25 protein-coding genes are annotated in these 23,334 nt (G+C 72.5%); 21 read left to right on the forward strand and 4 right to left on the reverse strand.

What is annotated here, in order from left to right:
• Window positions 1-44 precede the first annotated feature (44 nt).
• Complete coding sequence (locus ABZU43_RS23710; RefSeq protein ID WP_355008766.1) at window positions 45-443, reverse strand: cupin domain-containing protein; 399 nt, start codon at window positions 441-443, stop codon at window positions 45-47.
• Window positions 444-747: 304 nt separating this feature from the next.
• Between ABZU43_RS23710 and ABZU43_RS23715 the strand changes: the two genes are divergently transcribed.
• Genes ABZU43_RS23715 through ABZU43_RS23730 form a run of 4 tightly spaced genes read left to right on the forward strand, consistent with a single transcriptional unit; the run spans window position 748 to window position 5,037 of the window.
• Entirely contained in the window at window positions 748-1,983 is a 1,236-nt protein-coding gene (locus ABZU43_RS23715; protein ID WP_355008670.1) for a cytochrome P450, read from the forward strand.
• Between the two features lie 31 nt (window positions 1,984-2,014).
• The gene (locus tag ABZU43_RS23720) at window positions 2,015-3,196 is read left to right on the forward strand and encodes an acyl-CoA dehydrogenase family protein (RefSeq protein WP_355008767.1); all 1,182 of its coding nucleotides are present in this window, start codon (window positions 2,015-2,017) and stop codon (window positions 3,194-3,196) included.
• A 22-nt stretch (window positions 3,197-3,218) separates the two neighbouring features.
• Window positions 3,219-3,629: an SgcJ/EcaC family oxidoreductase gene (locus tag ABZU43_RS23725; RefSeq protein ID WP_355008671.1), complete on the forward strand. Its 411-nt coding sequence runs from the start codon at window positions 3,219-3,221 to the stop codon at window positions 3,627-3,629.
• Window positions 3,630-3,654: 25 nt separating this feature from the next.
• Window positions 3,655-5,037: an FAD-dependent monooxygenase gene (locus ABZU43_RS23730; RefSeq protein ID WP_355008672.1), complete on the forward strand. Its 1,383-nt coding sequence runs from the start codon at window positions 3,655-3,657 to the stop codon at window positions 5,035-5,037.
• A gap of 61 nt (window positions 5,038-5,098) precedes the next feature.
• Here the strand turns inward: ABZU43_RS23730 and ABZU43_RS23735 are convergent, their stop codons facing one another.
• The 3 genes from ABZU43_RS23735 to ABZU43_RS23745 are packed head-to-tail and all read right to left on the reverse strand — an operon-like array spanning window position 5,099 to window position 8,391.
• Window positions 5,099-6,187: an LLM class flavin-dependent oxidoreductase gene (locus tag ABZU43_RS23735; protein WP_355008673.1), complete on the reverse strand. Its 1,089-nt coding sequence runs from the start codon at window positions 6,185-6,187 to the stop codon at window positions 5,099-5,101.
• A gap of 36 nt (window positions 6,188-6,223) precedes the next feature.
• Complete coding sequence (locus ABZU43_RS23740; protein WP_355008674.1) at window positions 6,224-7,228, reverse strand: acyl-CoA dehydrogenase family protein; 1,005 nt, start codon at window positions 7,226-7,228, stop codon at window positions 6,224-6,226.
• Between the two features lie 11 nt (window positions 7,229-7,239).
• A complete protein-coding gene (locus ABZU43_RS23745) occupies window positions 7,240-8,391 on the reverse strand; it encodes an acyl-CoA dehydrogenase family protein (protein ID WP_355008675.1) in 1,152 nt (383 codons plus the stop codon).
• Between the two features lie 164 nt (window positions 8,392-8,555).
• Between ABZU43_RS23745 and ABZU43_RS23750 the strand changes: the two genes are divergently transcribed.
• The 17 genes from ABZU43_RS23750 to ABZU43_RS23830 all read left to right on the forward strand — a co-directional run bounded on the left by ABZU43_RS23750 (window position 8,556) and on the right by ABZU43_RS23830 (window position 23,326).
• Window positions 8,556-8,753: a ferredoxin gene (locus tag ABZU43_RS23750; RefSeq protein ID WP_355008676.1), complete on the forward strand. Its 198-nt coding sequence runs from the start codon at window positions 8,556-8,558 to the stop codon at window positions 8,751-8,753.
• 26 nt (window positions 8,754-8,779) lie between these two features.
• On the forward strand, window positions 8,780-9,934 hold the full coding sequence (locus ABZU43_RS23755; protein WP_355008768.1) for a steroid 3-ketoacyl-CoA thiolase: 1,155 nt from the start codon (window positions 8,780-8,782) through the stop codon (window positions 9,932-9,934).
• A 1-nt stretch (window position 9,935) separates the two neighbouring features.
• Window positions 9,936-11,126: a CoA transferase gene (locus tag ABZU43_RS23760; RefSeq protein ID WP_355008677.1), complete on the forward strand. Its 1,191-nt coding sequence runs from the start codon at window positions 9,936-9,938 to the stop codon at window positions 11,124-11,126.
• 117 nt (window positions 11,127-11,243) lie between these two features.
• The gene (gene fabG, locus ABZU43_RS23765; RefSeq protein WP_355008678.1) at window positions 11,244-11,984 is read left to right on the forward strand and encodes a 3-oxoacyl-[acyl-carrier-protein] reductase; all 741 of its coding nucleotides are present in this window, start codon (window positions 11,244-11,246) and stop codon (window positions 11,982-11,984) included.
• A complete protein-coding gene (locus tag ABZU43_RS23770; protein WP_355008679.1) occupies window positions 11,981-12,376 on the forward strand; it encodes a hypothetical protein in 396 nt (131 codons plus the stop codon). Before fabG ends, ABZU43_RS23770 begins: the two co-directional genes overlap by 4 nt.
• On the forward strand, window positions 12,369-12,893 hold the full coding sequence (locus ABZU43_RS23775) for a beta-hydroxyacyl-ACP dehydratase (RefSeq protein WP_355008680.1): 525 nt from the start codon (window positions 12,369-12,371) through the stop codon (window positions 12,891-12,893). The genes ABZU43_RS23770 and ABZU43_RS23775 overlap by 8 nt, the downstream gene beginning before the upstream one ends.
• The gene (locus ABZU43_RS23780) at window positions 12,890-13,144 is read left to right on the forward strand and encodes an acyl carrier protein (protein WP_355008681.1); all 255 of its coding nucleotides are present in this window, start codon (window positions 12,890-12,892) and stop codon (window positions 13,142-13,144) included. Before ABZU43_RS23775 ends, ABZU43_RS23780 begins: the two co-directional genes overlap by 4 nt.
• Window positions 13,145-13,147: 3 nt before the next feature.
• Window positions 13,148-14,353, forward strand: a complete 1,206-nt coding sequence (locus tag ABZU43_RS23785) for a beta-ketoacyl-[acyl-carrier-protein] synthase family protein (protein ID WP_355008682.1) — start codon at window positions 13,148-13,150, stop codon at window positions 14,351-14,353.
• Window positions 14,350-15,432, forward strand: coding sequence for a beta-ketoacyl synthase N-terminal-like domain-containing protein (locus ABZU43_RS23790; RefSeq protein WP_355008683.1), 1,083 nt, complete (start codon window positions 14,350-14,352; stop codon window positions 15,430-15,432). Before ABZU43_RS23785 ends, ABZU43_RS23790 begins: the two co-directional genes overlap by 4 nt.
• Window positions 15,410-16,522, forward strand: a complete 1,113-nt coding sequence (locus ABZU43_RS23795; protein ID WP_355008684.1) for a beta-ketoacyl synthase N-terminal-like domain-containing protein — start codon at window positions 15,410-15,412, stop codon at window positions 16,520-16,522. The genes ABZU43_RS23790 and ABZU43_RS23795 overlap by 23 nt, the downstream gene beginning before the upstream one ends.
• Complete coding sequence (locus ABZU43_RS23800; protein ID WP_355008685.1) at window positions 16,519-17,331, forward strand: beta-ketoacyl synthase N-terminal-like domain-containing protein; 813 nt, start codon at window positions 16,519-16,521, stop codon at window positions 17,329-17,331. Before ABZU43_RS23795 ends, ABZU43_RS23800 begins: the two co-directional genes overlap by 4 nt.
• Complete coding sequence (locus tag ABZU43_RS23805; protein WP_355008686.1) at window positions 17,328-18,110, forward strand: alpha/beta fold hydrolase; 783 nt, start codon at window positions 17,328-17,330, stop codon at window positions 18,108-18,110. Before ABZU43_RS23800 ends, ABZU43_RS23805 begins: the two co-directional genes overlap by 4 nt.
• 3 nt (window positions 18,111-18,113) lie before the next feature.
• A complete protein-coding gene (locus tag ABZU43_RS23810) occupies window positions 18,114-19,049 on the forward strand; it encodes a thioesterase (protein WP_355008687.1) in 936 nt (311 codons plus the stop codon).
• Complete coding sequence (locus tag ABZU43_RS23815; protein WP_355008688.1) at window positions 19,046-19,732, forward strand: DsbA family protein; 687 nt, start codon at window positions 19,046-19,048, stop codon at window positions 19,730-19,732. Before ABZU43_RS23810 ends, ABZU43_RS23815 begins: the two co-directional genes overlap by 4 nt.
• Window positions 19,729-20,469, forward strand: coding sequence for a class II aldolase/adducin family protein (locus ABZU43_RS23820; RefSeq protein WP_355008769.1), 741 nt, complete (start codon window positions 19,729-19,731; stop codon window positions 20,467-20,469). Before ABZU43_RS23815 ends, ABZU43_RS23820 begins: the two co-directional genes overlap by 4 nt.
• 8 nt (window positions 20,470-20,477) lie before the next feature.
• Window positions 20,478-22,073, forward strand: a complete 1,596-nt coding sequence (locus ABZU43_RS23825; RefSeq protein ID WP_355008689.1) for an AMP-binding protein — start codon at window positions 20,478-20,480, stop codon at window positions 22,071-22,073.
• Window positions 22,070-23,326 (forward strand): cytochrome P450, encoded by a 1,257-nt coding sequence (locus ABZU43_RS23830; RefSeq protein WP_355008690.1) that lies wholly within the window; start codon window positions 22,070-22,072, stop codon window positions 23,324-23,326. The genes ABZU43_RS23825 and ABZU43_RS23830 overlap by 4 nt, the downstream gene beginning before the upstream one ends.
• Window positions 23,327-23,334 lie beyond the last annotated feature (8 nt).

Consider the following 23,334-nt stretch of genomic DNA (forward strand, 5'->3'; position numbering starts at 1 on the left):
CCGCGCGACAGTTCCGGCCCGCTGAGCGGAGGCCCGGGGCGTCCTCACGGCATGGCGAAGTCGGCGAAATCGAAGCCCGGACTCACCACACAACTGACGAGGACGTGCTTGTCGCCCGCCGGTTTCGCGGACTGCCACTCGCCCGCCGGAACCAGGATCTGCGGACATTCGGCACTCAGGATCGTCGGCCGACTGTCCCTACCGACTGTCAGCGCCAACGGCCCACCCGAGTGCCAGAACCAGATCTCGTCCGACCGCACGGTGTGCCAGGCCGACGAGTCACCCGGCTCGAGGAGATAGAGGATCGCCGTCGCGGCGGCACGGCTGCCCGGGTAGCCATCGGGCTCGAACGTGACAGCGGACCGATAGGTTTCCCTGAACCAGCCGCCTTCAGGGTGCGGGCGCAGATCGAACTGTTCGGCAAGAGGCGGACGTACGGACATGATGGCCACTGTAGTGGCCCGCCTTGACCTCCCACCTCTGCGCCGACCCCGGCTGAGCGGACCGACGTCACGATCGTCCTTCAGCCCGCCGCGGGTGTTCTGCCTGCCCTCGCCGAACCTGACCTGGGCGTTCTCGCAGGCCGCCACCGAGTGCGCACACCGAGAGATGCATCGCCGGATCGGCTGATGACACGCTCGTGCAACGCCACCGGTCGATCCGCTGCGCCCCGCGGAACGGGCACTTCGGCTTCGCCGGGCGGACCGGCGCGTGGCCGAAACACTCCGCCGAAACTGGGAGTCATCCATGGACAGTTGCCCGTTCTCTCTGGACACCACCGGAAAAGATATCCACGGTGAGGCCGCGAAGCTGCGTTCGCAGGGCGCCGCCACTCAGGTAGTTCTGCCCGGCGGCGTGGTGGCGTGGTCGATCAATAGCTATGCGGTGATCAAGCAGCTGCTCACCGACCCGCGGGTGACGAAGAGCGCCCGCAACCACTGGCCGGCGTTCATCAACGGCGAGATCCCGCCGGACTGGGAAATGATCAGCTGGATCGCGATGGACAACATGGTCACCGCGTACGGCAAGGACCATGTGCGGCTGCGCAAGCTGGTCGGCAAGGCGTTCACCCCGAGGCGTACGGAGGCCATCCGGCCGTGGATCGCCAAGATCACTGAGGAGCTTCTCGACGGTCTGGCCGCCGCCGCCCCCGGTGAGGTGGTGGACCTGCGTGAGCGGTTCGCGTACCCGTTGCCGGCCCGCCTGGTGGCCGACCTCATCGGCATGTCCGAGGAGGCTCGCGCCAAGACGGCGAAGGTCATCGACATGATGGTCGACACCACCGTCACCCCGGAGCAGGCGCAGGCCGTGCTGGCCGGGTGGCGCGGCGCGATGGCCGATCTCATCGCCACCAAGCGGGAGAACCCGGGTGAGGACATCACCAGCGACCTCATTGCCGCCCGTGACGAGGACGGTTCCCGGCTCAGCGAGGAGGAGCTGACGGACACCATCTTCGCCATCCTCGGCGCCGGCTCCGAGACCACCATCAACTTCTTCGACAACGCCATCACGGCCCTGCTCAGCAACCCGGAGCAGCGGGATCTCGTGCTGTCCGGCGAGGCCACCTGGAACGACGTCATCGACGAGACGCTGCGGGTCGAGTCGCCGCTGGCGCACCTGCCGCTGCGGTACGCCGTCGAGAACATCGAACTGGACGGCGTGACGATCCCGCGGGGCGATCCAATCCTGATCAACTACAGCGCGGTGGGTCGCGACCCCGCCCTGCACGGCGACGACTCCGACCGCTTCGACCTGAAGCGCGCCGACAAGGAGCACCTCTCCTTCGGCCACGGACCGCACTACTGCCTCGGCGCCGGGGTGGCCCGGGCGGTCGCGACCACCGGCCTCTCCTCGCTGTTCGAACGCTTTCCCGACATCTCGCTGGCGGTGCCGGTCGCCGACCTGCAGCCGTTGCCCACCTTCATCATGAACGGCCACCGGACGCTGCCGGTCCGGCTGACCGCCCCCGTGCCCGCCGCCTGACAACCATCGACGACCTCAGGGAGCCGCCGTGCTGACCACCACCGACACACCCAGGCGCGAGGAGATCGTCGCGCGCGTCACGGACCTCGCCCCGCTGCTGCGCAAGAACGGCGTACAGGCCGAGCGGGACCGCCGACTGCCCGACGAAACGATCGAGGCCCTGGCCGACGCCGGGGTCTTCAAGCTGCGGGTGCCGAAGCGGTTCGGCGGCTACGAGGCCGACACCCGCACGCTCGCCGACGTCGCGACCGCGCTCGGCCGGGCCGACGGTGCCACCGCGTGGACCGCCTCCGTCTACTGGATCCCGACCTGGATGGCCGGCCTGTTCCCCGAGGCGGTGCAGGAGGAGGTCTTCTCCACGCCGAACGTGCGGATCTGCGGCACCCTGAGCCCGTCCGCCATGGCGGTCCCGGCCGATGGCGGCATCGTCGTCAACGGCAAGTGGGGCTTCATCAGCGGCGCGTTGCACAGCCACTGGCAGGAGATCATCGCGGTGCTGGTCGGCGGTGATGGCCCGCCGATGCCGGTGATGGCGCTGGTGCGGACGTCCGAGCTGCAGATCGTCGACGACTGGCACACGTCCGGCCTGCGCGGCACGGGCAGCGTCAGCACTGTCGCCCAGGACCTGTTCGTGCCGGCCGAGCGGTTCCTGCCGCTGCCGGTGGTGCTCCAGGGCCGGACCGGACCGGACGCGGCTGACGCGCCCGCCATGTACCGGGCGCCGCTGCTGCCGGTTGCCTCCGCGTCGTCCGTGGGCACCGTGCTGGGCCTGGCCCGCGCGGCCGGTGAGACGTTCCTCGAGCGGCTGCCCGAGCGCAAGATCACCTACACGGGGTACGAGAAGCAGGCCGAGGCGCCGCTGACCCACCGCCAGGTGGCCGAGGCGGAGCTGAAGACCGACGAGGCCGAGTTCCACGTGCACCGCCTCACCGCGCAGGTCGACGACAAGTCGGCCGGCGGCCAGCCGTGGAGCCTCACGGAGCGGGCCCGTGCCCGGGCCGACCTGGGAGCCGCGTGCCGCCTGGCGAGGGAGGCGGTCGGCATTCTCGCCGGCGCCAGCGGCGGCTCCTCGCTCTACGACGACGTGCCCATCCAGCGCATCGCCCGCGACGTGCAGGCGGTCAACCTGCACGCGTTGATGAACCCGGACACCAACACCGAGCTGTACGGCCGGATCCTGTGCGGCCTCGAACCCGACACCCTCTATCTCTGAGCCGCCGAGAAAGGACACCAGAATGACCACGAGCACCTTCAACGCCGAGGCTCAGGCCGCCGTGGCCGCGGTACCGCGGCACATCGTCACCGCGTGGGCGGAGCACGACGCCGACGCGTTCGCCCGCACGTTCACCGAGGACGCGACCATGATCCTGCCCGGGGTCTTCTGCCGTGGCCGGGACAAGATCCGCGGATACATGGAGCAGGCGTTCCAGGGCCAGCTCAAGGGCACCCGGGTCACCGGCACACCGGTCGACGCCCGCCTCATCGCGCCCGGCGTCGCGGTGCTGACGACCGAGGGCGGTGTCCTGGAGCCCGGCGCCGAGGACGTGTCGCCGGCCCGGGCCATCCGGGCGTCCTGGATCCTCGTCGAGCGCGACGGCGAGTGGTTGCTGGCGGCTTACCAGAACAGCCCGCGCGGCGAGTCGTGAGCAACCAGGCCAGGAAGGGGCAGCCGTGAGCGCACAGGTGGGAGAGCGTGCCGTCGTTCTCGGCGGCAGCATGGCGGGCCTGCTCGCGGCGCGGGTGCTGGCCGACGCGTACGCCGAGGTGGTCATCGTCGACCGCGACCGGCTCACCGGCGTCTCCACCGCCCGACGTGGCGTGTCACAGGGCCGGCACGTGCACGGTCTGCTCGCCCGGGGCCAGCAGATCCTCGACGAGCTGTTTCCCGGTTTCACAGCGGAGGCGGTGGCCGCCGGGGTGCCGACCGGCGACCTGGGCGAGCTGCGGTGGTTCTTCAACGGACGCCCTCTGGCGCCGGCCAGTACCGGCCTGACCTGCGTGTCGGCCGCCCGTCCCGTGCTGGAGCAGTTGGTGCGCCAACGGGTGGCCGAGCTTGCGGCCGTACGCTTCGCCGAAGAGCGCGACATCGTCGGGCTGACCACCACGCCGGACCGCCGGCGGGTCACCGGGGTGCGGGTGCAGGGGCGTGACGGCGCGGCCGAGGAGACGATCACCGCGGATCTGGTGGTCGACGCCACCGGCCGCGGCTCGCGCACCCCGGTCTGGCTGGAGGAACTGGGGTACAGCCGGCCGGACGAGGACCGGATCCGGATCGACCTGACCTACACGACGCGCCTCTATCGGCTGGCCTCGGACGATGTTCTCAAGGGCGACCTGTCGATCAACCCGGTGTCGACGCCGTCGCACCCCCGTGGCGCCTTCCTGTCCCGCATCGACGGCGGCCGGTGCATCGTCTCTCTGACCGGGGTGCTCGGCGACAGCGCGCCGGCCGACCCGGCCGGATTCCTGGAGTTCGTCAAGTCGCTGCCGGTTCCGGACATCTACCAGGCCATCCAGGACGCCGAGCCGCTGGACGAGCCCGTGTCCCTGCGGTACCCGGCCAGCGTCCGTCGCCACTACGAGCGGTTGTCCCGGCTGCCGGACGGCTTCCTGGTCCTCGGCGACGCGGCGTGCAGCTTCAACCCGGTCTACGGCCAGGGCATGACAGTGGCGGCGTTGGAGGCGCTGACCCTGCGCGACCACCTGGCCGGCGGCACGGCACCCCGGCCGACCGACTTCCAACAGGCCGTCTCCGCGGTCACCGACGTGCCCTGGGAGATCTCGGCGGGTGGTGACCTGAGCTTCCCGCAGGTGCGGGGCCCGCGACCGTTCAAGGTGCGGATGGCGAACGCGTACATGGCCAAGATGCAGGCGGCCGCGACCCGTGACCCGCAGGTGACGCGGACCTTCATGCGGGTGGCGGGGCTCGTCGAGCCGCCACAGGCCCTGATGCGACCCGCGATGATGCTCCGGGTGCTGACCCGCAGCCGCCGTCCGGCACCGGAGGTGCCCGCGTGGCAGCCCGACGCCGTCGGCACCGCCTCGGAGGTCTGATCCAAGAAGTTCGGTGCCCCGGCCCTTCTGGGCCGGGGCACCGACGGGTCCGGGCCCGGCGTCAGCCGGCGAGCACGCCGCGCTTGCGCAGCAGCGGGAGGACGCCCTCCCCGACGACGTAGGCCTCTTCGAGGTGCGGCTGCGCCGACAGGATCAGGTGGTCCAGGCCGAGCCGGTGGTATTCCTCGATCCGGTCCGCCACGTCCTCGTGGCTGCCCACCAGCGCGGTGCCCACGCCGGGACGGACCAGGCCGTACCCGGCCCAGACGTTCGGGTAGACCTCCAGGTCGTCGGTACGCCCACCGTGCAGCGCCGCCATCCGCTGCTGCCCCTGCGACTCGGTGGACCGGAAGCGCTGCTGCGCCTGCCGGATCCGCGCCGGGTCCATGCCGTCGACCAGTTGCCGCGCCACCTGCCAGGCCTGCGCGGACGTGTCCCGGGCGATGACGTGGAAGCGGGTGCCGAAGCTCAGTGTGCGTCCGTGCGCGTCGGCGAGTTCGCGGGCCCGGCCCATCGCCTCCGCCATGGCCGCCGGTGGCTCGCCCCAGGCCAGCAGCACGTCCGCGTGCGCGGCGGCCACCTCCCGGGCCGCGTCGGAGGAGCCGCCGACGAAGATCTCCGGAGCGACCGGGTACGGCCGGGTGAGCAGGCCCGCGCGGATGCGGTAGTGCGTGCCGGTGTGGTCGAACCGCTCACCGGTCCAGGCTCGGCGGAACACGTCGAGGAACTCGCCGGTGCGGGCGTACCGTTCGTCGTGCGACAACCAGTCGCCGTAGCGCCGCTGCTCGTCGGCGTCGCCGCCGGTGACCACGTTGAGTTGGAGGCGGCCGCCGGAGAGACGTTGAAGGGTCGCCGCGGACTGCGCGGCCAGCACCGGCGAGATGAGCCCGGGGCGCATCGCCACCATGAAGCGGATCCGCCGGGTGTCCGCGGCGAGCGCGGCAGACACCAGCCACGGGTCCTCGCAGAACATGCCGAACGGCACGAGCATCCCGGTGAACCCGAATCGGTCCGCCGCGAGGGCGACCTGACGCAGGTAGTCCGGGTCGACGTCGCGGCGCGCGCCGGGCGGTGGCGGGCCGGAGGAGGGTTGGGCCACCTCGCGTCCGTCCCCGTGCGTGGGCAGGAACCAGTGCAGCTGCAACGACATGTGTCGTCCTCTCGATTCGGCGGTGAGCGCCGGCGGTCAGCTCAGCAGCAGGGCCGCGAGCACGTCGTGCGGTGGCACGGAGGTGACCCGGTGGGCGTCCAGCCACAGCGCCCGCCGGTAGCGCAGGTGCAGCCCGAACTCCCAGGTCATGGCAATGCCACCGCAGACCTGCAGGGCCACCTCGCAGGCCAGCACGGCCGCGCGCGGACCGGCCACGGCGGCACAGGCCACCGCCTCGGCGGCGCCTTCGCCGTTCAGCGTCACCGCCGCCCGGTAGGCCAGCGACCGTGCGGTCTCGATCTCCGCGTACGCCTCGGCCAGCTGGTGTGCCACCGCCTGGAACGACCCGATCGGCCGGCCGAACTGGGTCCGGATTCCGGCGTACCGCACGGCTTCGGCCAGTGCGCCGTCCGCGACACCCACCGCCTCGCAGGCCAGCAGCATGGCGCTTCGTAACCGCAGCGCAGGCAGCAGCTCGGCGGTGCGGCCGGGGTCGGCGAGCAGTCGGGCGGGCGCGTGCAGCAACCGGACGGTGGCGTACCGGCGCAGTGGATCGATGTCGTCCCGCTCGGCGATGGAAACCTCCGAGGGCGCGACGCCGAACAGCGCCACCCCCTGGCGGGTCGTGGCGGCCACCACCAGCTCCGTGGCCAGGTGCGCGTCGACCACGCCGGGTGCGCTCCCGCTGATCCGCCAGTCCGGCGTGTCGTGCGCGGCGCACGTGTCCGAGGAATCGACCAGCGCGGCCGGTCCGGGTAGCGGCAGCCCCGCCGACTGGTACACCGGCAGAACCGATCCGGCCGTGCCGACCCAGGGTTGGGGGAGCAGCGCCCGCCCGCTCTCCTCGGCGAGCAGGGCGAGATCCACCGGTCCGAGTTCCGCGTCCAGCCAGCCCTGTCGGTCCAGCGCGGCCCAGTCCTCCGGATCGAGGAGGCCGTGATCCGCCGTCGCGGCGAGCCGGGACGGTGGGAAGCGCTCGCTCAGGTGGCGTCGGGCCGCGTCGGCCAGGTCCCGCTGTGCGGTGGTGGTGGCGAAGTCCATGGTGCGCTCTCCTAACGGTGGCGAGGCAGGCCGAGAACGCGTTCGGCGACGATCCCGCGCAGGATCTCGGAGGTGCCGCCCTCGACGGTGTTCGCGCGGCTGCGCAGCTGCGCCCGCCGCCAGTACGCCGCCCACTGCCCGGCGTGTCCGACGGTGTCGCCCTGCACCAGCCGCAGTCCCAGCCGGCACATCTGCTGGTGGGTCTGCGACCAGCGCAGCTTGAGCACCGAGCTCTCCGGGCCGGGCTCCCCGTCCCGTTCCAGCTGCGCGAGCGCGCGGTAACCGGTGAAGCGCAACCCCTGAAGCCGCACGTGCAGATCGGCGATCTCCCGGCGCACGGCCTGGTCGGCGGTGGCACCGACCGCGTGGGCGGTACGGATCAGCCGGTCCAGTTGCACCGCCAGGCGAGCGGTGAGCGTGATGCCGAACGTGCCGCGTTCGTGCGAGAGAGTCGTGAGCGCCACCTTCCAGCCCTCGCCACGCGCACCCACCACGCTGTCCTCGGGCAGTTCCACGCCGGTCAGCACGATCTCGCTGAAGTCGGTGTCACCGGAGATCTGGCGAAGCGGGCGCACCTCGACGCCGGGGGCGCGCATGTCGAGCAGGAAACAGGTCAGGCCGCGATGCTTGGGCGCGTCGGGTTCGGTGCGGGCCAGCAGGAGACAGCGGTCGGCGAGATGGGCGTACGACGACCACACCTTCTCGCCGGTGACCGTCCACCCGTGCGCGGTCCGCTCCGCCCGGGTGCGCACCGCCGCCAGGTCCGAGCCAGCCTCCGGCTCCGAGAAGCCCTGGCAGAAGATGATGTCGCCGGACAGGATCCCCGGGAGGTTGACGGCCTTCTGGGCCGCGGTGCCGTACCGGATCAGCGTGGGACCGACCATGTGCAGGCCGATGACGTTGAGGTGGTCCGGGGCGCCGGCCAGCGTGCTCTCCTCGGCGTGGATCGCCTGGTACAGCGGTGGCAGGCCCCGCCCGCCGTGCTCCCGCGGCCACGTCAGACCGGCGTACCCGGCCTTGCCGAGGGTGGCGCTCCACTGCCGCATCTCCGGCTCCGGCCATGGCTGTGGCGGACCCGCGGAGGGGGCCGGCACATGCGCGCGCAACCAGGCGCGCAGCTCGGCCCGGAATTCGCCTTCTTCGTCGCTGTCGTCCAGCCGCATAGAGGCACGCTAATGCCCACGGTGGCCGGCGTCGCCATTTGTCGGCGCATTCCGCAACGTGCGAGAAGAAGGGGCACCGGAAATGCGAGGCGGCAATTTTGAAGATGCGCCCGTACGGGCCGGGCAGCGACGATGGCGTCGGATACGGACCCGGGGAGGCACTCGTGCACGTCATCGTCGATTTCGACCAGTGTGACGGCAACGGCCTGTGCGCCGACGCCGCCCCGGAGGTGTTCGAGTTGGGCGAGGACGACGTGCTCCGGGTCCGAGCGGAGCACCCGGCGCCCGCACTGTGGCCGGCGACGGAGATCGCGGCCCGGGGCTGCCCCAAGCTCGCCATCACCCTGCGGACCGACGCGTGACGGCGTCCGGTGAGCGGCTGCCGGTCATGGTCGCGGCCACCCGTACGCCGATCGGGCGACGGGGCGGCGCGCTGGCCGGTCTCAAGGCGGTGGAACTGCTGCGGCACGTGCTGCTGGCGGTGTTGGACGAGACCGGCACCGACCCGTCCGACGTGGAACAGATCATCGGCGGGTGCGTCACACAGTCCGGCGAGCAGAGCCTCAACGTCACCCGCAACGCCTGGCTCAGCACCGGGCACGACCCGGCTGTCGGCTGCACCACTGTGGACGTGTCCTGCGGGTCGGCCCACCAGGCCAATCACCTGGTGGCCGCACTGATCGCGGCCGGGGAGATCGACGTCGGCATCGCCTGCGGCGTCGAGTCGATGAGCCGGGTGCCGGTCGGCACGAACCTCTACCAGGGCCCCGGGCACTACAAGACAGCCGACTATCCGTGGGACGACCCGCCCCAGGCGCAGTTCGGTGGCGCGGAGCGGATCGCCCGGCGCGAGGGCATCACCCGCGCCGACGCCGACGCGTACGGGTTGAAGTCCCAGCGGCGGGCCGCCGCGGCCTGGGCCGATGGCCGGTTCACCGAGGAGGTGACGCCGGTGCGCGCGCCGGTGCTCAACGGCGACGGGAGCCCCACCGGTGCGGTCCGTCTGGTCGAGCGCGACGAGGGGCTGCGCCCGACGACCGCCGCAGGGCTGGCCGCGCTGGCGCCGACCATCGAGGGAGGGGTGCACACCGCCGGGACCACGTCGCAGATCTCCGACGGGGCCTCGGCGGTGTTGTGGATGTCCCAGGGGCGGGCCCGCGCCGCCGGCCTGCGCCCGCGGGCGCGGATCAGCCACCAGGTGGTCACCGGCGCTGACCCGTACTACCTGCTGGATGGTCCGGTCGCCGCCACCGCTCGGCTGCTGGCCCGGGCCGGGCGCAAGATCAACGACATCGACCTGTACGAGGTCAACGAGGCGTTCGCCGGCGTCGTGCTCACCTGGCAGGCGGCGTACGGTGCGGACCCGGAACGCGTCAACCCGAACGGCGGCGCGATAGCCCTCGGCCACCCGCTCGGTTCCACAGGCACCCGGCTGCTGGTGACCGCACTGCACGAACTGGAGCGCTCCGGCCGGGAGTCGGCGCTGATCACCATGTGCTGCGGGGGCTCCCTCGGCACCGCCTCACTGCTGCAGCGGCTCTGACATGCGGGCCGAGGACTTCTACGCCGAAGCGCGGACCGACCTGTCCGGGCCGCTGCAGGGCGTCCGCGTGCTCGACGTGACGAAGGTGTGGTCCGGTCCGCTGGCCACCTGCGTCCTGGCCGACCTGGGCGCGGACGTGATCCGGGTGGAGCTGGCGCACGGCCGCGACGGCGAGGTGCCCCCGGTGATCCCGGGCACCTCGCTGTCCTGGTTCCGCCAGACGGTGCACCGCAACAAGCGCAGCCTCGGCCTCGACCTGCGTACGGCCGAGGGTCGCGCCGAGTTCCTGCGGCTGGTCCAGGTGGCCGACGTGGTGGTCGAGAACTACCGACCGGGCACGCTCGCCAGGTGGGGCGCCGGATACGCCGACTGCCGTGCCGTCCGCCCGGACGTGGTGTTCGTGTCCGTCTCCGGGTGGGGCCAGTACGGTCCAGGCCGGGACCGGCCCGCGTACGACCCGGTGGTGCAGGCGGCCGGCGGCTGGATGGCGCTCAACGGGCCGGTCGACGGCGATCCGGTGCGTGCGCCCACCTTCATCGCCGACGAGCTGGCCGGACTGCACGCCGCGATCGGGGCTCTTGCCGCGCTCGCCCATCGGGACCGGTCCGGCGAGGGTCAGCACGTCGACGTGTCCATGCTGGATGCTCTCCTGTTCGGTAGCAGCGGCCTGCCGACCCTCGCCGCCGCCGGGGCCCCACCCGGCAGGCACGGCAACGAGACCCCGTTCGCGGTGCCGTCGAACGTCTACGCGTGCGCCGACGGGCATCTCTACCTCGTCGTCGCGCTGAACAAGCACTGGCGGGTACTGGCCCGCACGATCGGCCGCCCCGAACTGGCCGACGCCGACGGGTTCCGGACCGGCGACCAGCGGATCGCCAACCGCGACGCGGTCAACCTCGTCGTGGCCGGCTGGTGCGCGGGACGCCCGGTCACCGAGGCGGTCGACGTGCTGACCGGCGCCGGGCTGGTGGCCGCTCCGGTCCGGACGCTGAGCGAGTCGGTCGCCGACCCGCACGTACGGGCCCGCGGGATGCTCCAGGACACCGTGCTGAGCGACGGAACCACCGCGCCGCTCGTCGGGCCGGCGGTGAAATTCTCGCGTACCCCGACCCGGATCCGCCGGTGCGCACCGGCGCCCGGCGCCGACTCGGCGGAGATCCGCAAGGAGCTGAAAAGCGATGTCGCAACGTGAGAGAAGGGACCCCGGCCGGTCGGCCGATAAAGTAGGCGAGTAGCGATCTCCACCATTTAAGGCCAATTCATCAATGCGGCTGTTAATGGTTCGCGCGCAAATGACGACGGAGGCGAAATGGCCGAACAGCACCGGGCTCTGATCACCGGGGCGTCGCGCGGCATCGGCCGGGCGGTGGCCCTGCGACTGGCCCGCGAGGGGTACGCCGTCGCCGGCTGTCACCACTCCGGCGACGACGCCGCCCGGCGTACCGAGGAGGACGTCCGGGTGCTCGGCGTGCCGTGCTACTTCGCGCGCTGCGACGTGGCCGACCCCGCCGCCGTCGAGGACTTCGTGCGCGCCGCCGAAGACCAGCTCGGCACGTTCGACCTCGTCGTCAACAACGCCGGCATCACCCGCGACGCGCCCCTGGTGCTGGCCCCCGCGGACGACTGGGACGCCGTGCTGGCCACCAACCTCACCGGAACCCGCAACGTCTGCCGGGCCATGGCGTTCCGCTTCATGAAGCAGCGCAGCGGCGCCATCGTCAACATGTCGTCAGTGGCCGGGGTCTACGGCAACGTCGGCCAGACCGCCTACGCCGCGAGCAAGGCCGGCATCATCGGGTTCAGCAAGTCGCTGGCCAAGGAGGTGGCCCGGCACGGCGTACGGGTCAACGTGGTGGCGCCCGGCTTCATCGAGACCGAAATGACCGACGCGCTCCCGGACCGGCTCCGCGAGCAGGCGCTGGGCCAGATTCCCGTACGGCGGTTCGGCCGGGCCGACGAGGTCGCCGAAATGGTCGCCTTCCTGCTGAGCGAGCGCGCCTCCTACGTCACCGGTCAGGTGTTCCAGGTGGACGGGGGGATCACGCTGTGACCCGGGCGGTGGCATCCCCGTTGTGCGACGCCGATCTGGTGCGCCTGGACTCCTCCGGGGCGGCCTTCGCCGTGCGGGTCCCCGTGCGCGGCGACGATCCGTACCTGCGGGGCCACTTTCCCGACCTGGCGGTGTTCCCCGGGGTCTTCGTCGTGGAGGCGCTGTGCCGGGCGATGGCCGGCGCCGCCGGGGACCGCCCGCCCGAGCTGGTCGAGCTGCGCTCGGTGCGGTTTCTCGCGCCGTTGCTCGACGGTGACACGCTCACGCTCACGGTGCGGGCCGAGGAGTCGCCCGGTGGCTGGGACGTGCGTGCGGTGGCGTGCCGCTCCGACGGCACCACCACGGCCAAGCTGCGCGCCCTCTTCGCCGCCGCCGGAGCCGGCGATGGGTGAGCACAACGAGATCCGGGCGGTGCTCCCGCAACGTCATCCGATGCTGCTGGTGGACCGGGTGCTCGCGCTGGAGCCGGGACGCTCCATCCGGACGGTCAAGCTGGTCAGCGCGACCGAGCCCTGCTACGCCGACCTGCCGGAGAGCGCCGAGCCGTGGCGGTTCGCGTACCCGCGGTCGCTGTTGATCGAGTCGTTCGGCCAGAGCGCCGCCCTGCTCTGGCTGGGAGGCAGCCCACCGCCGGACGACGACGGCGTGCTGATGTTCGCCGGCGCCCGGGACTGGCACTTCGCCGGCTCGGCGTACCCCGGTGACGTCCTCCGGCACGAGGTCCACCTCGACTCCGTGGTCGCCGACACCGCGTTCGCCCACGGCGAGACCTGGATCGGCGATCGCCGGGTGGCCACCGTGGGCACCCTCATCGCCACCCGCCGCCCCGTCGCCCGGCCGGCGGTCCCGCCGTCCGGCGTCGCCCACCCTCATCCAATGGTTTCGGTCAGCACGGAAGGACAGCGATGACGATCAAGGAACAGCAGCTGGAGGAGCTTCGCGAGATCGTCGCGGAGGTGCTGGAGGTCGAGCCGGAGGAGCTCACCGACACCGGCGACTTCATGGACGAGTACGAGGCGGACTCGCTGCGTGCCATCGAGATCCTGGCCCGTATCGACAAGCAGTTCAAGGTGGAGATTCCGCAGGCCGAGCTTCCCGAACTGCGCAACCTGAAGGCCGTGCACGCCGCCCTGACCCGGCACGCCACCGGCCGGGACTGAGCCGTGGTCCGCGTCGCGGTGACCGGGCTCGGTCCGGTATCGAGCATCGGGGTCGGCGTGTCGGCGTTCGCCGACTCGCTGCGCTCCGGGCGATCCGGCATATCCCGGATCACCAGCTTCGACACCTCCGGGTTTCCGTTCGTCAAGGCAGGTGAGGTGCACGGGTTCCGGCCCGGTGAGCACCTGTCCAGGCTGGACCCGTCCCGGTGGGGCAGGTCCAGCCTGTTCGCGGCCACCGCGGCGCGGCTCGCGGCCGCCGACGGCGGTCTCGACCCGGACCTGATCGACGCCGGACGCGCGCACGCGGTGATCGGCACCACCAGCGGCGAGTCGCAGGTGCTGGAGGCGCTGACCGCCCAGATCCTCGCCGACGGGTTCGCCGGCCAGGACCCGACCCTGCTGGCGCAGCTACCGGCGAACCGGCTCGCGCACGCGGTGAGCGAGGAACTCGGCCTCGCCGGTGAGTCGCTCACCCTGGCCACTGCCTGCTCCGCCAGCAACTACGCGATCGGGTACGGCTACGACCTGCTCGTCGCCGGTGAGGCCGACGTGGTGTTCGCCGGCGGTGCCGACGCGGTGTGCCGGTGGGCGCACGCCGGCTTCTTCAGGCTGGGCGCGCTCACCGAGCACGCGTGCGCGCCGTTCGACCGGGACCGCTCCGGCATTCTCACCGGCGAGGGCGGGGCCGTGCTGATGCTGGAGACGTTCGAGCACGCCCGCGCGCGCGGCGCGCGGATCTATGCCGAGCTGCTGGGGTACGGGCGCAACTGCGACGCGCACCATCCGGTGGCACCGCACACACCCAGCATCGCGGACTGCATCCGGCTGGCGCACCGCAACGCCGGGGTGAAACCCGAGGACGTCGACTACATCTGCGCGCACGGCACCGGCACACCCGCCAACGACCTGGTGGAGGGCGCGGCGATCCTGGAGGTCTTCGGGCCCGAGCCGCCGCCGGTGAGCTCGATCAAGTCGATGATCGGGCACACGATGGGCGCGGCGAGCGGGTTCGGCGCCATCGCCGGGGTGCTGGCGATCGACAGGGGTTTCCTGCCGCCCACAGTGAACTGGGAGCACCCCGACGAGGGGCTGCCGGGTCTGGACCCCGTGCCGAACGTGGCCCGTGACGCCACAGTGCGCGTGGTGCAGAACGACGGGTTCGCCTTCGGCGGCAACAACGCCATCGTGATGCTGGGAGCGGTGGCATGACCGGCGTGAGCGTGTTCGGCTGGTCCGCGCTCACCTCGGCCGGCATGGCCACGTCCGCGGCCCCCGCGTCGCTGCCGCGCTCCGACGCCCCGGTCGCCCCCGGCACCGGTGGCCTGTTCACCGAGTCGCTTCCGTCGCCGCGCGGACACGTCGTGCCGGGCTTCGACATCCGGGCCCGGCTCGGCCGCAAGGGGACCAGCACGTACGACCGGGCCACCGGGCTCGCGGTGGTCTGTTGCGAGGACGCCCTCGGCGCGGCCGAACTGTCCGCCGACGCCGACCGCGGTCGCGTCGGGGTGGTGCTCGGCACGACGATCGGCAGTTTCCGGTCCACCAGCGACTTCAGTCGCGAGACGCTGGTGCAGGAGAAGCCGTACCTGGTGAACCCGATGCTGTTCCCGAACACCGTGATGAACGGCGCCGCCGGCCAGGTCGCCATCCGGCACGGCCTGCGCGGTGTCAACGCCACCGTCGCGGGCGGCGCGCTCGGTTTCCTCAACGCCGTCCGGTACGCCGAGATGGTGCTCGCCGGCGGATACGCCGACGTGATGCTCGCCGGTGCCGTCGAGGAGTTCTCCGCACACCGGGCGTGGGCCGCACACCTCACCGGTACGACGGCCGAGGTGCCGCTCGGCGAGGCGGCCGCCGTGTTCGTCCTGTCCGCGCCCCAGCCACCGGCCTGGGTCGGCGCCGCGCCGGTCGCCGACCTCGTCACCGCGACCGGGTTCGGTCCGGGCGGCACCGGGGCGCGCGCACTCCTGGCCTGCGCCCGGCGCGCCCTGGACCGGGCCGGCGTCGCACCCTCCGACGTCACCGCGGTCCTCACCGGCGAGGCGGACGAGGCGGGTCAGGACGAGTACCTCGCGGTCGCCGGGCTGCTCCGCCACCGACCTCGCCGGGTAGCGGCGAAGAGGCTGCTGGGGGAGTGCGACGCGGCCTCGTCCGCCGCCGCGCTCGCGGTCTGGCTGGCCGACCCGGAGCCTGCCGGGCCGGCCCTGCTGACCGCCCGCAACGCCGACGGCGCGGTGGCCGTAGCTGTCGTGAGGAGGTGCGCCGATGCCGGCACTGGTGACCGGTAGCGCCGTCCGTACCTGCCTGGGCGACGGCCAGCGGACGTTCGCGGCGCTACTCAGCGGCGCCTGCGGCGCGGCGCCGTTGCGGCACCCCGGCAGGGCGCTTCTGAACGTCTCGCACGGCTACCACGCCGCCGGGGCGGCACCGTTCGGCGCCGCCCGCATGTTGTCGGCGTGCGTGGCCGAGGCGGTGGCCGCGTCCGGGCTGGACGCCGGCCGTCGCCGGGTCACCGCCCTGGTGGGTACCGGGCTGCGGGAGCTCGGCGCGGTCGAGGAGTTCGCCCTCAGCGGGGTCCGTCCGCCGCGCTCGAAGCTGCACTTCGCCGAGGCGGTGCGCCGCGTGCTGCCGGGCGTCACCGACGTCATCACGGTGTCCAACGCGTGCAGCGCTGGTGGGCACGTCCTCGCACTGGCCGAGGACATGCTGGCCCTGGGCGACGCCGACGCCGTCGTGGTCGCCGCCGCAGACACCATGACACGCTCCATGCTGGCGATGATCGGGCGGGTGAGCGATCCGCCCACCACCCGGGTCCGCCCGTTCGACCGGGACCGCACCGGTGTGCTGCTCGGCGACGGTGCGGCGGCGCTGGTCGTGGAACCGGCGGACGTCTCCCGACCGGCGCTCGCGCGGGTCGCCGGCACCGGCCTGTCCTGCGACGCCCGGCACGAGACCGCGCCCGACGTGGACGGCATCTGCCGCGCCATGCGCGACGCGTACGCCCGTGCGGGGCGGGAGCCGTCGGAGACCGATCTGGTGATCGCGCACGGCACCGGCACCGCGCTCAACGATCCGGCCGAGTGCCGGGCACTGCGGGCCGTGGTCGACGCCGCGGGCGGCTCGCCGCTGATCACCGCGGTCAAGGGCGCGGTGGGGCACACCTCCGGCGCCGCGGCGCTCGTCAACGTCGACGTGGCGATCCGCTGCCTGGAGACCGGGCTGGTGCCGCCGGTGGCCGGCCTGCGCACGGTCCTGGACGAGGGCGCCGGACTGCGGTTCGTCGTGGGCGACTTCGTCGGGTCGCGGCCCCGGCTGGTGCAGGTGAACGCCTTCGGGTTCGGCGGCGTCAACGCGGTCTCCCTGCTGGAGGCGTCGTGACCACCGCCATCTACGCGACCGGTTGGAGCCTCCACCTGCCCGGTGCCGACCTGAGCGCCGCCGGAACGGGGGAGTGGGCGCGCGCGGAGGCCGCCACCGCCGACCGGGCGGCCACGCTGCTGGGTCGCAAGGGCCTGCTCTCCAAGGACCCCGCGACGCGGCTCGCGCTCTGCGCCGTGCACCGGGCGCTGGGGTTGACCCCGGGCCGTCACCCGCTGCCGACGCCGCTGCCCGCAACCGCGGTGGTGGCCTGTAGCAATCTGGGCAACGTCGAGACCGTCGCCCGGGTGGCCCGGACGGTCACCGAGGAAGGTGGGCGCGCGGTCAGTGTGCTCGACGCGCCGGGCGTGTCCAGCAACGTGGTGTCCAGCGCCGTGGCGCTGTGGTTCGGCTTCGGCGGCCCGAATCTGATGATCTGCTCCGGCGCCCGGTCCGGGCGCGCCGGCCTGGGCACCGCCGCGCTGCTGCTGGCGGCGGGTCGCGCCGACCGGGTGGTGCTGGTCGGCGTGGAGCCGGCCGACGAGATCGCGTCGGCGCTGCACGCCGGTGCTCCGCCGTTGCGCGCGGGTGCCGCGTGCGTCGTGCTCACCGCGCGCCCGGGCCCCCTCGCCGTCCACCCGCGAGCGCCGCTGCCCGCGGCCGAGCCGTTGCCGTCGGGCCCGATCGATGACTGGGGCGACTCCTACGGCGCACGCGACATCGTCGCCCTCGCCCTGGCCGCGCACCTGGTGGCCGACGAGGGACACGGCGCACTGGCCGTGGGCGATCCCGGCGACACGCCGTTCGCCGTTCTCGGCGGTGCGTCGTGACCGTCCCCGTGCACGTGCTCAACGAGGGTGATCCGGGCGCCCCGCTCGTGGCGTTCGCGCACGGGCTGGAGGACACCTGGCAGAGCTGGCGGCCCCTCGCCGAGTGGCTCGGCCCGCGCCGGCGCCTGGTCGCACTGGACCTTCCGTGGCGTGCCGGCAACGACTACCGGTGGCGGCACCGGTCGCCCGCGGAGTGGCTGCGCTCGGGCCTGGCCGCGTTGCCCCGAACCCCGGACGTGCTGGTGGCGCACTCGTTCGGCGGCAACGCGGCACTCCAGTTGCTCTGCGCCGACGAACCTCTCGCCGGGCGGACCGTCGCGCTGATCTGCCCCCTGTACCGACCTCCCGGAGGGCCGGTCACCTGGGCGCTGTTCGACCGTTCCCGGGAGACGTTCGTGCAGCACATCCACGACGGCCTGCGCGCCCGGATGGGCAGCCGGGCGGCCCGCATCGACGCCGGGCTGCTGGGGGCGATGACGGACCTGGCGATCGAGCGGGTGGGCCCGGCCGGGTTCCTCACCGTCTTCGAGCAGTACCTGGCGACCGCCGATCTGTCGCTCGAGGCGGTGGGCAGGCCGGTCGCGGTGCTCGCCGGCGGCGCGGATCCCACGCTGACCCCGAAGGCGGCGGAGGTGCTCGCCGCCGGCATGCCGGGCGGCCTCCTGCACCTGCGCGACGACTACGACCACTTCTGCCATGTACGGCACGCCCAAGGGATCGCCGACCGGGTCGCCGACCTGGCCCGGCTGGCCCGGGCGACGATGGGAACGGCGGGATGAGCAATGACCGTGACGATCACACCAAGACCCACAGTGGTGCACACCGAACCGGGGTACGAGGGCGCCAACATCCGTACCTGGATCGGTTTCAAGCACTTCCTCTACCTGGTCGAGCAGGGCGTGCTGCGCTGGCTCCGCGACCAGGGCGCCGGCGCCGGTGAGCTGTACCTGCGGCACGGTCTCGGCCTGGAGATCGTGGAGAGCTCCGTACAACTGCCCGCCGTGCTCGAACTGGACGACGAGGTGCGGGCCGAGGTCACCTCGGCCACTGACAACCTGCTGAGCGTCCGGCTCGTGTCGACCCGGGACGGACAGGAGGTGACCGCGCTGCGGGGCCGGGTGCGGGTCGCGCTCGTCCGCGAGCGCACCGCCGAGAGCTACCGTCGCGCGCCCGGCGGGCTCGACGCCCTGGAGGTCCCCGAGCTGGCCGCGGCGACAACGGTGCGACACCCGGACCACCGGTCGCTGGCACCCGGTGAGACCGCCGAGGACGTGCTGGGCGCGGAACCGGGCGCACACCTGTGGTCCTGGCGGGCGCCGTACTTCTACTGCCACTACTCCGACCGGGTCCAGCACTCCGGGTTCGTGCGCGCTCTGGAGGAGGTGGTGGACCGGTTCCTCGCCGACCGTGGCATCTCCGTCGGCCGCCTGCTGACCGAGCGGTCCTGGATCCCGGTGGTGTCGCGCAGCCACCTGCAGCTGGTCGAGGCCGCGCGGATGGAGGAGACCGTGCACACCGTCTTCACCGTCACCGACATCCTGCGCGGCGTGCTCTTCGACGGACGGATGCGGTGCCACGTCCAACGCGGCGACCGCCTGGTGCAGGTCGCGCAGGCGCGGATCCTGCACGGCTACGCCATCGCCGCCGGACCCGGCGCGGGCGGCATGGCCGAGCTCGATGACGAGGTGGTCGCGGCGCTGCGGGGAGACCGACGATGAGCGCCCGGCCGCGGCTGTACTTCTCGTTCCGCAGCCCGTACAGCTGGCTCGCGGTGCGGCGGTTGCGCGAGGCCGTACCGGATCTGTTCACCAGGCTGGACCTGCAGCCGTACTGGGACCCGGACGAGCGGTCGACGGCGGCGCTGGCGGCGCGCGGCGGCGAGTTCCACTACGTGCAGATGAGCCGGGCCAAGCACCTGTACATGCTGCTCGACACCAAACGCCTGGCCCAGCGCCAGAACCTGAGCATGGCCTGGCCGATCGACCGGGACCCGTGGTGGGAACTGCCGCATCTGGCCTGGCTGGCCGCACGACGCGAGGGCCTGGCCGAGGGGTTCTACGACGCGCTGGCGCAGGCCCGCTGGGGACGGGGCGAGGACATCTGCCAGCCCGACACGGTGCGCCGTGCGGCCAAGGAGGCCGGGTTCGCCCCGGAGACGGCGGTGCTGGCCGCCGAGTCGGCGAGCATCCGGGAGGAGGGCGTGGACTGCCTGTACCGCGCGTACCTCGACGACATCTTCGGCATCCCCTACCTGAAGCTGGGGCGCCACCGGTTCTGGGGACTGGAACGGGTCGACGCCTTCCTGGAGATGTGGCAGGCGGGTGACGACCGGCCGGTGGTCACCGAGTCGGCCCGGCTGACCCCGCCGTACGACCTCGACACCCCGGGCGGATGCGGATGACCACGCGCCGCGAACCGCTCGCCGAACGGCGCTACCGCAAGCAGCGGCTCGCCGCGACACTGCGGCTGTTCGCCCGCTTCGGCTTCGACCACGGCGCCGGCGGACACGTCACCGCCCGTGACCCGATCGAGCCGGACCACTTCTGGATCAACCCGTTCGGCATGCACTTCGGACACGTGCGGGTCGCCGACCTGCTGCTGGTCGACGAGTCCGGCACTGTGGTCGCGGGCAGGGGCAGCGTGAACCCGGCCGGGTACGCGATCCACTCCCACGTGCACGCCGCCCGACCGGACGTGGTGGCGGCCGCGCACACGCACTCCACCTACGGGCGGGCCTGGTCCACCCTCGGCCGGCCGCTCGACCCGCTCACCCAGGACGCCTGCGCCTTCTACGAGGACCACTCGGTCTATGACGGCTTCGAGGGCGTGGTCCTGGAGTCGCAGGAGGCGAAGCACATCGCCGACCGGCTCGGCGACGCCAAGGCGGTGATCCTGCGCAATCACGGCCTGCTCACCGTCGGCGGGAGCGTGCAGGAGGCGGCGTGGTGGTTCATCACCATGGATCGCAGCTGCCAGGTGCAACTGCTCGCCGAGGCGGCCGGCCGGCCGGTACCGATCCGCCCGGACGCCGCGCGGGCCACGGCGGCCCTGATGGGCGCGCCGGGCATGGGCCGGCTCAACTTCTCCCCGCTGTACGACGACATCCTCCGCGCCCAACCCGACCTGATCGAGGAGTAGACGCGCCCATGCCGACGTTGATCAACGACCTCATCACCGCGAACGGACACCGCACGGCCCTGGTCGACAAGCGCGGCCGTTCCAGCTGGCCGGAGCTCGGTTCGCGGGTGCATCGCTGGATGGGCGTCCTGGCCGCCGAAGGGCTGGGTCGCGGCGACCAGGTGGCCTGCGTGCTCGGCAATCGCCGGGAGACGTTCGAGATCCTGCTCGCCTGCCTGCACCGCGGGATCACCGTGGTGCCAGTGAACTGGCACCTGACCGAGCCGGAGATCGCCTACCTGATCACCGACTCGGAGTGTCGGGGGCTGATCGTCGAGGAGCCCTACGCGCAGGTGAGTGGCCGGGCCGCCGCCCGCGCGCCGGGGGAGGTGCCGACGCGACTGGTGCTCGGCGACCGTGACGTGCCCGGCTTCCGGGCGGTGGAGCCTCTGCTCGCCGCCGCGGATCCGGCCGAACCGGCCGAGCAGTCCTGCGGCTCCACCATGCTCTACACGTCCGGGACCACCGGCGCACCCAAGGGCGTGCTCAACGGCATGTTCGTGGTCGGAGCGCCGTTCACCCGGGTGGCCAAACTGCTGGAGTACGCCCGCGTGGTCCTCGACGTCCCGGCGAACGAGCGGTTCCTGCTCGACGGGCCCTGGTACCACTCGTCGCAGCTGTTCCTCGCGCTGCTCGCCCTGCTGCGCGGCTGCACGCTGCACATCCAGGAGAGGTTCGACCCCGAGGCCACGCTCGCGGTCATCGACGCGGAGCAGATTTCCGCGGCGCATCTGGTGCCGACCCAGCTGGTGCGGTTGCTCCGGCTGCCGGAGCACGTCCGCCGCGGCTTCTCCGGCGCATCGCTACGGCGGGTCTGGCATGGCGGTGGGCCGTGCCCGCCGGACGTCAAACGGGCCATGATCGAGTGGTGGGGGCCGGTTTTCCTCGAGTACTACGGCGCCACCGAGGGCGGCGTCGTAAGCCTGATCAACTCGCACGACTGGCTGCGCCGGCCGGGCAGCGTGGGCCGCGCCGTGCCGCCGTACGAACTCGTGGTGGTCGACGAGGAGGGTGACCCGGTGCCCGCCGGTGTGTCCGGGCGGGTGTTCGTCCGGCGCCTCACCGGGCGCACGTTCCAGTACCACAAGGCGCCCGAGAAGACCCGGGCCGTGCACCTGGCCCCGGACAAGTTCACCTACGGCGAGCTGGGACACCTGGACGAGGCGGGCTTCCTGTACCTCGACGGCCGTGCCCAGGACCTGATCGTCACCGGGGGCGTGAACGTCTATCCAACGGAGGTCGAAGCGGTGCTGCTGGCCCATCCGGCGGTACGGGACGCGGCCGTCATCGGCGTGCCGGACCACGAGTTCGGGGAGCACGTGGTCGCGGTGATCGAGCCCGCTCTGCCCGAGCCGGCCGACCTGTTCGCGCTGCTCGATCCGCACTGCCGCCGCTCGCTCGCGGGTTTCAAGACGCCTCGGGCGTACCACGTGGTGGCCGCCCTGCCCCGGGACACCTCCGGCAAGTTGCGGAAGGACGCGCTGCGCCGCGCCATCGCGCCGCCTGCGCCGGACGACCCGGATGCGGTGCTGGAGCGGACGTCGTCGGCGGAGCCGGTGCCGTGACCGGCGTGTCGGGCGCCACCCGGCCGGACATCGCCCATCCGGCCACCTACGCGCACGGGGTGCCGCACGCCGAGTTCGCCCGTCGGCGGCGCGAAGAACCGGTGGCCTGGGTCGACGAGCCGCTCCTGACCCGGCACAGCGCGAGCGGCCGGATCACCGAGCGGGGCCGCGGGTACTGGGCGGTCACCACGCACGCGGCGGTGCAGGAGGCGTCGCGGCGCACCGGCGACTTTTCGTCCGGGCGGGCCGGCGCCTTCCTCGTCGACCCGCGGACACCGGCGGACCTGCGGCAGACCAGGCAGCTGCTGATCAGCATGGACGCACCGCAGCACGTCCAGATCCGCCGCCTGGTGACGTCGGTCTTCACGCCCCGGGCGGTCGGCGGTCTCGCCGACGGGGTCGCGGCACACGCCACCGAGCTGGTCCGGCGCGTCGTGCGCGCCGGCGAGCTGGACGTGGTCACGGACCTGGCTGCCGAGTTGCCGTTGCTGGTGCTCTGCGACCTGCTCGGTGTCCCGCGCGCCGATCGCCACCTGCTGTACGGGTGGAGCAACCATCTGGTCGGCTTCGACGATCCCGAGTTCGGCGGCGGGGACGTGGACGCGTACCGGCGGACGTTCGCCGAGGCGTTCACCTACGCGCTGGAGCTGGCGGCCGAGCGTCGCGCGCACCCGCAGCCCGACCTGATCAGCCGGCTCGCCGTCGCCGAGGTGGACGGCCGGCGGCTGTCCGATCGCGAATTCTGCATGTTCTGGCTGCTGCTGGTGGTGGCCGGTAACGAGACCACCCGACACCTCATCGCCGGCTCGCTGTCGGCCCTGGTCGACGACCACGAGCAGCGCGACCGACTGGTGGCCGGCACGGTGCCCATCGCCGCGGCGGTCGACGAGCTGATCCGCCATGTCACACCGATCATGCAGTTCCGACGTACCGCCACTCGCGACACCGAGCTGGCCGGGCAGGCCATCGCGGCCGACGACAAGGTGGTCCTCTACTACACCTCGGCGAACCGCGACCCGGCCGTCTTCACCGAGCCGGACCGGCTCGACCTCGGCCGCAGTCCCAATCCGCACCTGGCGTTCGGCATCGGCCCTCACTTCTGCCTGGGCGCCCACCTGGCCCGGCACGAGTTGACCGCCCTGCTCCGGGCGTTCCTCCCGCACCTGCCGTCGCTGGTGCGTACCGGACCGGAGATCCGGTTGGAGTCGAACTTCGTGAACGGTTTGAAGTCTTTTCCCGCACAGATCCGATAAGCGCGTGC

This window comes from Micromonospora sp. NPDC005205 (genome assembly GCF_040608275.1).
GTDB lineage: Bacteria > Actinomycetota > Actinomycetes > Mycobacteriales > Micromonosporaceae > Micromonospora.